Here is a 12,024-nt window from a genome sequence, read left to right as displayed (position 1 = left end):
TTTAGCGGGCTCCTTCCTTAAGCGAGACGATAACAGTGATATGGCTTGTGCGCTTGTTAATGCGCGCAGCGCGACCCTGTGCACGAGCACGGAAACGCTTAAGCGTTACACCCTCGTCCACATAGGTTTCCTTGATGACCAAGTCCTGCTCACGGAATGGTTCACCGGCTTTTTCAGCCTTAACGCGAGCGTTAGCGATCGCGCTTTCAAGAACCTTGCGCACCGGCAATGATGCGTCCTGAGGAGCAAACTTCAAAATGGTAATAGCTTCGCTTGCACGCTTGCCTCGGATGAGGTCGACCATGCGGCGAGCCTTGCGCGGCGTCACGCGGACGTGACGAGCGATTGCTTTAGCTTCCATGTGTCCTAACTCTCCTTTAGCGGCGTGCCTTTTTGTCGTCCTTCACGTGACCCTTAAAGGTCTTGGTCGGGGCGAACTCACCGAGCTTATGACCAACCATGGCTTCGGTAACGAATACCGGCACATGCTTGCGGCCATCATGTACGGCAAAGGTGTGTCCAATGAAATCAGGAGTGATCATCGAACGACGCGACCAAGTCTTAATGACATTGTGCGTACCCTTGTCGTTTTGCTCGTCGACTTTCTTCTGCAAGTGGGCGTCGACGAAAGGGCCCTTCTTGATGCTACGAGTCATCTATTCGACACTCCCTTACTTGCGGTTCTTACCATTCGGGCGACGACGAACAATCATCTTGTTCGAAGCCTTCTTTGGACGACGTGTACGAACCTCACCCTTGCCCCATGGAGAAACTGGTGGCTTACCACCACGGGTGCGACCACCATGTGGATGGTCCACAGGGTTCATGGATTCGCCTCGGGTGATTGGTCTACGACCAAGCCAACGTGCGCGACCTGCCTTACCAAGCTCGATATTGGCGTGATCGGAGTTACCTACTTCGCCAACAGTAGCGCGGCAACGAGCGTCCACGTTACGAATTTCGCCAGACGGCATACGCAACTGCGCATAAGCACCATCCTTAGCGACGAGCTGAACAGCGGCACCAGCGGAACGAGCAATCTTCGCACCACCAAGTGGACGAAGTTCAATTGCGTGAACCACGGTACCGGTTGGGATATTCTTCAGAGGCAGGTTGTTGCCTGGCTTAATATCAGCCTGAGCGCCGGTCTCAATAACATCACCCTGGGCAACGCCTTCAGGAGCGATAATGTAACGCTTCTCACCGTCTGCGTAATGCAACAAAGCGATGCGAGCGGAACGATTAGGGTCATACTCAATATGAGCGACCTTTGCTGGCACGCCATCCTTGTCCCAACGCTTGAAGTCGATGAGACGATACTGACGCTTGTGACCGCCGCCGCGATGGCGAGAAGTCATGCGGCCGTAAGAGTTACGACCACCAGTCTTGCTGAGTTTGCGTACCAGCGACTTTTCAGGCGTAGAACGCGTGATCTCGGCAAAATCCGAAACCGAAGCGTTACGACGGCCTGCAGTCGTCGGCTTATAAACGCGGATAGCCATAATATAGTATTCCTTTACTTTTCTCGGCTAGCCTTCAGTTACCAAAGATGTCAATCGTTTGACCTTCAGCCACGGTGACAATAGCACGCTTCTGGTTCACACGACGGCCGAAACCGGTGCGAGAGCGCTTCAACTTGCCAGCGCGGTTCAAAGTGTTAACGTTTGTCACCTTGACCTTGAAGATTTCTTCGATAGCCTGCTTGATCTGAACCTTGTTAGCATCTGGAGCCACTACGAAAGTGTACTGACCACGATCAGAAGCTGCGTAACTTTTTTCAGAAACAACTGGCTTAAGAATTACGTCATGTGCTGGGTTATGGACTGCGACCATTTAAATCAGGCCTCCTTAACGACAGGCTCGGTCTTAGCAGCAACGAAGGCTTCGAAGCCTTCCTTGGAGAAGACGACGTACTGAGCTGTAACAACATCGTAAGTGTTGAGCTGATCAGCGAAGATCACGTGAACAGTTGGAATGTTGCGTACAGACATCCACTCATTGATGTTCTCACGAGAAAGAACAACAGTAGTGAATTGGTTATTGGTCACAGGAGTAAGTGCTGCAACAGCTGTCTTGGTGGATGGAACATCCTTAATACCAAAGTCAACTACAGCAATACGTCCAGCATTTGCACGATCCGAAAGAACGTAGCGAAGAGCAGCTGCCTTCATCTTCTTCGGGGTGCGCTGATCGTACTTACGAGGAACTGGACCGTGAACAACGCCACCATGTACCCACTGAGGAGCACGAATGGAACCCTGGCGAGCACGACCGGTGCCCTTCTGCTTCCATGGCTTCTTACCGCCGCCGGAAACATTAGCACGATTCTTCACAGCATGGGTGCCCTGACGAGCAGCAGCAAGCTGAGCGATTACGACCTGATGAACCAGTGGACCGTGAGCTAAAACGTCTTCGTTGGAGATGCCGAAAATTTCAGCAGGAGCTTCAACGGTTCCGCTTGCATTGCCCTTAGTATCAGTGACGTTCAGAGTTACGTTTGCCATAATTATCAGGCTCCCTTCACTGCCGAACGGACGAGAACGATTGCGCCCTTAGGACCTGGAACAGCGCCCTTAATAGCGAGAATGCCGTTCTCGACATCCGAAGAAACGATTGTGAGGTTAAGCGCGGTGGAAGTCACATGACCCATGCGACCAGCCATACGCTTGCCCTTCAAAATGCGGCTTGGAGTTGCGCAAGCGCCCACAGAACCTGGGCGACGTTCGTTCTTGTGCGAGCCGTGAGTACGGCGATAGGACTTGAAGCCCCAACGCTTGATAGTGCCAGCAAAGCCCTTACCCTTGGTAGTGCCAGTGACATCTACTTCAGAACCCTCAGCGAACAATTCAGCAGTCAATTCCTGACCTGGCTGATAATCTGCTGCGTTCTCGGTGCGCACCTCAGCGAGGTGACGACGAGGAGTTACACCAGCCTTTGCAAAATGACCAGCCAATGGCTTAGTCACCTTGGTAGGATCAATCTGGCCATAACCGAGCTGTACTGCGCAATAACCGTCAGACTCTACAGTCTTTACAGCGGTAACTACGTTAGTAGCAACTTCAACCAGAGTTACGGGGACGAAGAAGCCGTTTTCATCCCAAACCTGCGACATACCCAGCTTGCGGCCGAGCAATGCAGTGCGATTCTTATTCTGCGACATTACTTTCTCCCCCTTCCTACAGCTTGATCTCGATGTTTACATCCGCAGGCAGGTCAATGTGCATCAAAGAATCCACAGCCTTTGGCGTTGGATCTACGATGTCAATGAGGCGCTTATGAGTGCGCATCTCGAAATGCTCGCGAGAATCCTTGTATTTATGAGGAGAACGGATAACAACAAACACGTTCTTCTCGGTCGGCAGAGGAACCGGACCCACTACTGTGGCGCCCGCGTTCGTCACCGTCTCGACGATTTTCTTCGCCGATTGGTCGATGACCTCATGGTCATAGGACTTAAGCCTGATGCGGATTTTCTGTCCCGCCATTGCCGTCCGCCCTTTCTAGCGATTCGTTTACTGTTTACCAACCTGAATTCAAGGGCACCGGCGAGAATAAACCCCTAGGGTAATTCCACATCAGTGCGCGGCATCAAAAACCTATTCATACAAAAAGATTTCGATTCAAAGTTTTTGCTTCCGCGCTCGCTTTTTTTAATTACAATATGCGAGCCTTAAAACAGGCAACTAAGTAATTAAACCATCAACCTTCGATTATTAAAAACCGGGCGTGTCGGCTATTTTCCAACAAAAAATGGCAGAAACTACAATTAGTTGAGCTTCTGCCATTATTAACTAAATACGCAAATAATTACGCCGCTTCACGCTCCAAACGCATACGATGGCCTTCTTCTTGAGAAACACCATAATATGCAGCAATAGCAATATCCTTCATATCCTCAATTTGCGGAATACGAGGATTTGCAGGCGCACACTGATCTTCGTAAGCACGCATGCCAATATTGTCAAGTATCGACCAGTAGTACTCTTCGTCTACGCCACAAGCCTTAAACGAAGCGTCCATTCCAAGCTTTTCATTTCGATACTCTTCAACAGCACGAGCAAGATTTTCAACGCCTTCTTCAGGGGTTTTACCAGGATCTACACCGAGATTCTTAGCGATCTCCTGATATCTCTCAAGAGCAATATAGCGGTTGTACTTTGGCCAGCTAGTTGGCTCTTGCGGAATTTGACCGTTATAGCGAATAACGTAAGGCAGCAAAATTGCGTTTGTATGACCGTGTACAACGTGGCACAAAGCACCAATAGTATGAGCCATAGCGTGGCACATTCCTAAGAATGCAGAACCAAACGCCATTCCAGCCATAGTAGCTGCATTATGCATTTTTTCTTGCGCTTCAACCTTGCGCTGAGAATCTTCGCAATTCACAGAATCGTTGAGATTTTCCCAAATAAGTTTCGAAGCATGCAAAGCCATAGCATCCGTAAAATCATTTGCGTAAACAGAAACATAAGCTTCCATAGCATGAGTTAAGGCATCAAAACCAGAATCGCATGCCAATCGACGCGGCTGCGTACGAGCCAAAACAGGATCGACTATTGCGACCGTTGGAGTCAAAGCGTAGTCCGTAATAGGATACTTGTATCCAGTCTTGTGATCTGTAATAACAGCGTAAGGCGTAACTTCAGAACCAGTTCCGGAAGAAGTTGGAATGCAAACAAGCTTAGCTTTGCTGCCAAGAGGCGGAATCTTAAATGCGCGTTTACGAATATCGAAGAACTTTTCTCGCAAATCAGCGAAAGAAATCTCCGGATGCTCATACATAAGCCACATAATCTTAGAAGCATCCATTGGCGAACCACCACCAACAGCAATAATTGTGTCTGGCTGGAATTCGTCACGCATCATTGCAGCCCCACGCTCAACTGTTTCAACGCTTGGCTCAGGCTCAACGTAATCAATAATACGGAAGCTAACGCGATTATCTCGAGCACGAAGCTGATCAACAATCTTATCGACTACGCCAAGTTGCTCCATAACCTTATCGCACACAATAACTGCGCGCTCAACGCCGTACATATCCCTCAAATAACGAATAGCATTCGGCTCAAAATAAGTTTTAGCCGGAATCTTGAACCATTGCATATTATTATTCCTTCGTGCAATACGCTTAATATTAAGAAGATTTATAGCTTGTACGTTGCCGGAAACGGAATTTCCACCATAAGATCCGCATCCAAGAGTAAGCGAAGGAGCAATCGCGTTGTAAATGTCTCCAACACCACCAAGAGATCCAGGAGAATTCCAAACAATTCTGCAAGCATGCATGCGGACACCATATTCGCGCACAAGATCTTGATTATTTGTGTGAATTACAGCAGTGTGACCAGCTCCATGTACAAGCATCTGCTCGCACATCTTGAAGCCTTGTTCCTTATTTTCTGCACGAAGCATTGCGTGTACAGGAGCGAGCTTTTCCATAGTAAGCGGCTCCATTTCGCCAACTTCTTTGCACTCTGCAACCAAAATCACAGCATCATCTGGAATTTCAAATCCAGCTTCGTGCGCAATATATTGCGGAGACTTACCAGGAACAACGGAATTAAGTTTTGGTGTATTTCCAGAATATGCAGTGCATCCAAACATATATTGTTCAAGCTTAGCTTTTTCGTCAGCATTAACAAAATATGCTTTCCTGCGCTTCAATTCGCGAAGTAATGGCTCATACACATCCTTATGCGCAATAATTGCTTGCTCTGTTGCACAAATCATTCCGTAATCAAAATGCTTTGAAAGAATCAAATCGTTTGCAGCGCGCACAATATCAACGTCACTATCGACATATGCAGGAGCATTTCCTGCACCCACACCAAGAGCAGGTTTTCCTGAAGAATACGCTGCCTTAACCATTCCAGGACCGCCTGTTGCAAGAATAGTTGCGATCTTTGGATGTTTCATCAATGCACCGGTAGCTTCAATTGAAGGATGCTCAATCCACTGAATGCAATCTTTTGGCGCACCAGCAGCCACAGCAGCATCGCGAACAATTCGAGCTGCTTCAGAAGAGCACTTTTGCGCAAAAGGATGGAATCCAAAAATAATTGGACAACGAGTCTTAAGTGCAATAAGCGACTTAAAAATAGCTGTAGAAGTTGGGTTAGTAACTGGAGTTACGCCTGCAACAATACCAACCGGTTCAGCTATTTCGTCAATTCCGAGAACATCGTCCTCGCGAATAATACCAACTGTTTTTTGACCTGCTAGATAATGCGTAATATGTTCGCATGCAAAGATATTTTTTGTAGCTTTGTCTTCTACTAGGCCACGACCTGTTTCGTCGACAGCCATCTTTGCAAGAACCAAATGTTTATTCAACGCTGCCACTGAAGCTTTAGCAACAATATGATCGATTTGCTGCTGATTAAGCTTTTCAAACTCATTCAAAGCGACAGTTGCTTTTTCAACAAGTTGATCAACTTCATTTTGAGCAGCTAACGCAACGTCATCAGCACTAGCAGTTTTGCCAGTCTCGGCTTGGTGTTGTGCCTCAACCATGAGTATCCTCCTCGATAGTTCCACCAGCGGTACCAATAGACTTATGAGCAGACTAATTTAGTATTCACCGCTAAATATGTGATACAAGTCACAATTTAGCCTCTTTGCTGTACTTTCGCATCTTTGAAGCGAGTTGCGCTATTTATGAGCGAGCTTTATCCTCTATTGTTCGTTATTTGTTCTTATTTGTAATAATTTATGTTCAATTAATAGATAAATTTTCTAGAATGTCAATTTTAACGGCTAGTTGCACACTATTTATAACATTTACTCAACAAATTTAATTTAATTTAATAAATAATAAAAAATACAAAAAATGGCTCCCAGCAAAACCAGGAGCCATTTGCAAATATAAATTCGCGAAACTTAACGCTTCGAGAACTGAGGTGCACGACGTGCCTTGTGCAAACCAGCCTTCTTGCGTTCCACAACGCGAGCGTCGCGGGTCAAGAAGCCAGCCTTCTTCAAAGCAACACGGTTTGCATCGCGATCGATAGCATTCAATGCACGAGCAACACCCAAACGAATAGCACCAGCTTGACCAGTGGTACCACCACCGTCAACGAGGACTACAACATCAAACTTGCCTTCAAGCTTGAGCAACACGATTGGTGAATTCACTTCGCGCTGCAACAAACGAGATGGGAAGTACTCCTCCAAAGTGCGACCATTGATAGTCCACTTGCCGGAGCCAGGAACCAAGCGCACGCGAGCAACAGCTTCCTTACGACGACCAGTGCCATAGCCTGGCTCGATGGCGGAAGTACCAGTGCCTGCACCAGCATTGGTTTCAGTGGTGTAGCTAGTCAGTTCTTCTTCGTTCTCAAGAACCGCGGAGTTGTTATTTTCTGCCATATCTATTCTCCTTGATCTCACTTAGCCTGCTGAGAGACCTGAGCGATCTCGAAGACCTGTGGCTTCTGCGAAGTGTGCGGATGCTCAGCGCCGGTGAACACACGAAGACGGTCAAGCTGCACCTTAGCAAGACGATTCTTTGGAAGCATGCCCTTAACGGCAGTCATGATAATACGCTTTGGATTCCTCTCCAAAAGCTCTGCATAGCTATCACGACGAAGGCCGCCTGGACGACCAGAGTGGGAATACAGTTCCTTGCTCAACTTATTGCCAGTCAAAGCAATCTTTTCAGCGTTAATAATAATAACGTGATTGCCAGAATCAGCATGAGGAGCAAACGTTGGCTTATTCTTACCACGCAGCAAGATTGCTACCTGAGAGGCCAAACGACCAAGTACCACGTCAGTGGCATCGATGATGTACCAGTCATGAGTTAAATCTGCTGGTTTCGGTGTGAAAGTCTTCACAATCGTACCTTTTCTCTATTGTGTTTCGAGCGTATATTTTCTTGGTTTATAGAAAATATTTTACTCATAATCCGTGGGCTCCCTGAAAGTCCTCGATGGCGAGTGGGAAAAGCGCTTTGAAGGACCCCTTAGGGAAACACAACAATCTGCAAGTATATCGCCAAGTGGCGACTACTTGCAAATGTATATTTTATATAAGGCTGCGACGAATTACAAAACGAATTACAAAACGAATCGCAAAACGAATCGCAAAACGTCACGCGTTCATAATTGCTGAAAGCGACCGCACTCTAGGCAAATCAAACATATTGTCCAAAGACACAGGATTGCCTTCACCATCAGCTAACGGAATACGCCAATTTGGATACTCGTCATTCGTTCCAGGCTGATTTTGCGTACGATACTCTCCAACTGCATCAACCAAAGAAGCAGCAAGCAAACGCGAAGGAGCATCCTTCAAAGCGCGATACAATGCCTCAATAATCTCCTGAGTATGAGCATCCTCATCTTCAAGCAACTGAGCATCCAAATAACCACCTTTGACCAACATTCGCATCATAGCGCGATGCTCTGCCTCAGCGCCAGCGCGGAATTCTTCAACAGAACCAGTAAGCAAGTGCAAACGCTCACGAATATTAACCTGTTCATAGCGCAAATAGCCGGCAGCAGGAGGCAAATCATGCGTATTTACAGATGCAAGCGTCATTTCGCGCCACTTGTCTGGAGTGCGGAATTCGCCGTCACGCTCTTCGAACCATTCAACCGTGCAACCAAGCACAGCCTTCTTGCGCAACACTTCCAAAGCATTTGCAGGCAAAACACCCAAATCTTCGCCAACAACTACACCGTGAGCGCGAGCGGCTTCAATTGCCAAAATGCCAAGCATAATATCAGCATCGTAGTAAACATAAGCACCGCCACTTGGAGCTGAACCTTCTGGAATCCACCATAAGCGGAAAAGTCCAAGAATATGGTCGATGCGAACAGCGCCTGCTGAAGCAAACATTCCATGAACCATATCTCGGTATGTTTTAAAACCAGTACGCTCAAGCTCAAATGGATGCAAAGGTGGCTGAGACCAATCTTGACCTTGCTGATTGAAGTAATCAGGCGGAGCACCAACAGTAGCTCCGTTAGCAAATCGCTCTGGATTCCACCAAACTTCAGATCCTGCAGGATGCACGCCAACAGCCATATCAGACATAATGCCGATTTTCATACCAGCGTTACGAGCAGCAACTTGAGCATCATGCAATTGCGTAAAAGCAACCCACTCAAGCCAACGATAAAACTCAAGAGTATCTGGGAAACGATTAGCTAATTCGCGAACTTGATCAGAATCCTTAGTAAGAGTCCTCTCCCAGCAATCGTCACCCTTTGGAGCACCCCACTTGTCATAGCACAAGCACCAAGTAGCATAAGATTCAAGCCTGTCATCCATCTCCTGCTTAAACTCATTAAAAACGCGAGCGCGAGTTTCAGACATACCAGCCTTGAAAATCAGCCACAATGCACGCATTTTTACACGCCACATGGAATCACGGTCTATTATTTGCGCGTCATTGTTAAGCGGCTCAACCTGTCCATGAAGCTTTTCAATTTCTTTGCGAGTTTTATCGTTTAACGTTTCGTACTCAGGAATACTTTCTGGGCGAATATACGTTACATTTACCATTCCTCGAGCAACCGGCAGGTATGGAGATGGAGTAAGCGGAGTTATAGGCTCACCTGCATGCATTGGGTTTATTAGCACAAAGTCAGCACCAGTTTTTTGCTTAGCTTCAGTAAGAAGAGTCGCCAAATCAGCAAAATCACCAACGCCCCAAGACTTTGAAGAACGGATTGAGTAAAGTTGCGCCATCCATCCCCAAAGCTGTTCTCCATTTGGTTCCAAGGAATTAAGCGTATCAATGCTTTCTGGAGCACTAATAAGTGTTGCCTCTTCTTGACGCTCACCAACCGTCACACGCAATGTGTGATAACCCATTGGCACATCTTCAGGAATTTTTATAAGAGATGTTGCAACAAATTTTCCATTTACAGGGTATGCAACATCATTTTCGTTAGGAACAATAGTTAAATCGCCTTTATATTGTTCACCATTTTCCAATGTCAATGTTGCAACTGGGTATTCTAATATTCCCGTATTAACTGTAACTTCATCACATTTGCCAACAGTGTGCAAAATAGTTGGCGCAATAATGCGTCCATGTCGATACGCTAAAACGTCGTTTGTAGATTTTTCTATTGCCTCATTGGTCGAAGCGTCCACGCCTAATGCGCCTAAAACCGAAACTAATACGTTATCTTGAATCTCGTGTTTTTGATTATCTGAACCAATAAAACTCACGCCAACGCCCATTAATTCAGCAAGACGGTGTAATGGCTTCATTGCTACTTCTTCATCTGTTGTATTATCCATACGCTCCATTATTCGCGTTAGCAACGACTGCGCGCCGCTGATGATACATCTTCAGATTTATCGTTACATAATTCTTGCAGCACATTTTGTGGAACACCAGGATTTAACGCAACAGCTCTTCGTACCATGGAAGCTAATACAGTTGGAGCGTTTTCTTCTGCACTAACACCAAGGGAGGCCAAATATTTCAATGTTTCAGCACTTATGCCATCCGATTGCGCACCCTCTAAACGCATTTTCCAAGAAGCTTTTGGATTGCATAATGCAGCATTTCGAACTGCATTACATGAATCTTTAGTAAGTCTTCCAACTAACCAATTTTTAGCATTTTTATTTTCAGCAACAGCCAAACGCACTTTATCAGCAGAATCTTCAGAAAGTTTCACTAATATGTTTGGAAAAGGCATTTCTGTAGCTAAATAAATACGGTCTTCTTCTGGAGTATTGATATTACCTGCAACTGCTTCAAGCAAGGAAGTGGCTCTAGAAAATGCCGCTTGATCTGATCGATCCGGTAATTCTCTCCTAGCAAATTCATGAAGCTCAGCTGAATCTTCGCTATGTCGTAAATGCTCATATACAGCAGTTAAAGGTTCATAAGATGAATCGTCAGTAGTGTTTGTTTTTTCATTAGTCTTTTCCATGAAATCACCTTTAACGCTTAGTATCTATCAGCTTATTACTTAGAGTACCATCTGCTTCCGGCACAACGCTTCCAGAAAAAGCATTCTGAACCATATCAAGAAATTCTTGTGATTTTAAAGTTGGAATAGCAATATTAAGAGAAATTTCAGCACCATAGATTTCGTTGTCAATTATGCCTTCCATTTGGCTTACAATATGCTGCAACATTCGCAATTGTTGATATTGCAACTTGCAAGTAAAACGAGTGCACGTAATAATATCAACTATTTGCGCAGATTCTACTGCCATACTTGCCGCACGCGCATAAGCTCTGGTTAGACCACCAGCTCCAAGCAAAATACCGCCAAAATATCGCGTTACTGTTACTACACAATCTGTTAAATTTGACGATCTAAGTACATCTAATATTGGTTTTCCTGCTGTTCCAGTTGGCTCACCATCGTCACTCATGCGCTCACGCAATTGAGCTTTCGATGAGCCACAAATTGCAGCATAAGCAACATGACGAGCTTTAGGATTCTTAAAACGCACTGATTGCATAAATTCCACAGCATCGTCAAGATTGTCAATATGACAAATACATCCAATAAACTCTGATTTTTTCTCTACGAAAGAAGCCTCGAAAGGCTGCGATTGCAATTGACGAACAGTGTGCAGAATATTATGCGAATTAATCACTAGATACTACCAATACTACGCTTTTTCGTAACGCAATAACCTGTCAATGATACCAGAAATATCTTCCATTGCTGCATCGGCACCTCCTTCGGTACCAATTTTTACAGATTCATGTATTTCTTTATTGACATGTTCCCTTGCCACTATCACTGCTAAAGAATGTAAAGCAGCAGTTGCAGCGGAAAGCTGCATAAGAACATCTTGACACTTCGCATCGTTTTCAATCATAGTATTGACTGCTGCAAGCTGACCTTGTACTCGATGCATGCGTACTATCAGTTTTTCTTTATCAATATCATAACTTTTCATCGTTACTCCGATTTATCAATTACATAACCACACAAAGGTTATAACATCATATACAAATTAATACAATAAATCGTTGTATCTATATTATGCATCATCGTATTATTTATTGCAAAATGACGCGTTAATCTACTTCAA

General features: G+C 45.6%; 14 protein-coding genes. All 14 read right to left on the bottom strand.

The features are described 5' to 3' along the window. Position 1 precedes the first annotated feature (1 nt). The 14 genes from rplV to DOD25_RS00115 all read right to left on the bottom strand — a co-directional run bounded on the left by rplV (position 2) and on the right by DOD25_RS00115 (position 11,889). Complete coding sequence (rplV, locus tag DOD25_RS00190; protein WP_004105510.1) at positions 2 to 361, bottom strand: 50S ribosomal protein L22; 360 nt, start codon at positions 359 to 361, stop codon at positions 2 to 4. A gap of 16 nt (positions 362 to 377) precedes the next feature. Next, entirely contained in the window at positions 378 to 656 is a 279-nt protein-coding gene (rpsS, locus tag DOD25_RS00185; RefSeq protein ID WP_004114357.1) for a 30S ribosomal protein S19, read from the bottom strand. Between the two features lie 15 nt (positions 657 to 671). Then, complete coding sequence (rplB, locus tag DOD25_RS00180) at positions 672 to 1,502, bottom strand: 50S ribosomal protein L2 (RefSeq protein WP_004574091.1); 831 nt, start codon at positions 1,500 to 1,502, stop codon at positions 672 to 674. A gap of 34 nt (positions 1,503 to 1,536) precedes the next feature. After that, entirely contained in the window at positions 1,537 to 1,833 is a 297-nt protein-coding gene (gene rplW, locus DOD25_RS00175) for a 50S ribosomal protein L23 (RefSeq protein WP_004105515.1), read from the bottom strand. A 5-nt stretch (positions 1,834 to 1,838) separates the two neighbouring features. Further along, a complete protein-coding gene (rplD, locus tag DOD25_RS00170; RefSeq protein ID WP_004105517.1) occupies positions 1,839 to 2,504 on the bottom strand; it encodes a 50S ribosomal protein L4 in 666 nt (221 codons plus the stop codon). Between the two features lie 5 nt (positions 2,505 to 2,509). Further along, positions 2,510 to 3,160: a 50S ribosomal protein L3 gene (gene rplC / locus DOD25_RS00165; RefSeq protein WP_004105519.1), complete on the bottom strand. Its 651-nt coding sequence runs from the start codon at positions 3,158 to 3,160 to the stop codon at positions 2,510 to 2,512. Positions 3,161 to 3,176: 16 nt separating this feature from the next. Beyond that, complete coding sequence (gene rpsJ / locus DOD25_RS00160; RefSeq protein ID WP_003808013.1) at positions 3,177 to 3,485, bottom strand: 30S ribosomal protein S10; 309 nt, start codon at positions 3,483 to 3,485, stop codon at positions 3,177 to 3,179. Positions 3,486 to 3,807: 322 nt separating this feature from the next. Further along, positions 3,808 to 6,513, bottom strand: a complete 2,706-nt coding sequence (adhE, locus tag DOD25_RS00155; protein WP_004105523.1) for a bifunctional acetaldehyde-CoA/alcohol dehydrogenase — start codon at positions 6,511 to 6,513, stop codon at positions 3,808 to 3,810. 366 nt (positions 6,514 to 6,879) lie between these two features. After that, on the bottom strand, positions 6,880 to 7,368 hold the full coding sequence (gene rpsI, locus DOD25_RS00145) for a 30S ribosomal protein S9 (RefSeq protein ID WP_004105525.1): 489 nt from the start codon (positions 7,366 to 7,368) through the stop codon (positions 6,880 to 6,882). A 17-nt stretch (positions 7,369 to 7,385) separates the two neighbouring features. Beyond that, on the bottom strand, positions 7,386 to 7,835 hold the full coding sequence (gene rplM / locus DOD25_RS00140; RefSeq protein ID WP_004574093.1) for a 50S ribosomal protein L13: 450 nt from the start codon (positions 7,833 to 7,835) through the stop codon (positions 7,386 to 7,388). 256 nt (positions 7,836 to 8,091) lie between these two features. Next, positions 8,092 to 10,266, bottom strand: coding sequence for a 4-alpha-glucanotransferase (malQ, locus tag DOD25_RS00130; RefSeq protein WP_112928492.1), 2,175 nt, complete (start codon positions 10,264 to 10,266; stop codon positions 8,092 to 8,094). A gap of 8 nt (positions 10,267 to 10,274) precedes the next feature. Next, the gene (locus DOD25_RS00125; protein ID WP_004105530.1) at positions 10,275 to 10,901 is read right to left on the bottom strand and encodes a hypothetical protein; all 627 of its coding nucleotides are present in this window, start codon (positions 10,899 to 10,901) and stop codon (positions 10,275 to 10,277) included. A 10-nt stretch (positions 10,902 to 10,911) separates the two neighbouring features. Then, positions 10,912 to 11,580 (bottom strand): YigZ family protein, encoded by a 669-nt coding sequence (locus tag DOD25_RS00120; RefSeq protein ID WP_004574095.1) that lies wholly within the window; start codon positions 11,578 to 11,580, stop codon positions 10,912 to 10,914. 15 nt (positions 11,581 to 11,595) lie between these two features. Continuing rightward, positions 11,596 to 11,889: a metal-sensitive transcriptional regulator gene (locus tag DOD25_RS00115; protein ID WP_004574096.1), complete on the bottom strand. Its 294-nt coding sequence runs from the start codon at positions 11,887 to 11,889 to the stop codon at positions 11,596 to 11,598. Positions 11,890 to 12,024: the final 135 nt, after the last annotated feature.

This window comes from Gardnerella leopoldii, from assembly GCF_003293675.1.
GTDB classification, from domain to species: domain Bacteria; phylum Actinomycetota; class Actinomycetes; order Actinomycetales; family Bifidobacteriaceae; genus Bifidobacterium; species Bifidobacterium leopoldii.
The sequence above is the reverse complement of the archived record's forward strand: the minus strand, read 5'-3'. Positions and strand labels throughout refer to the sequence as shown.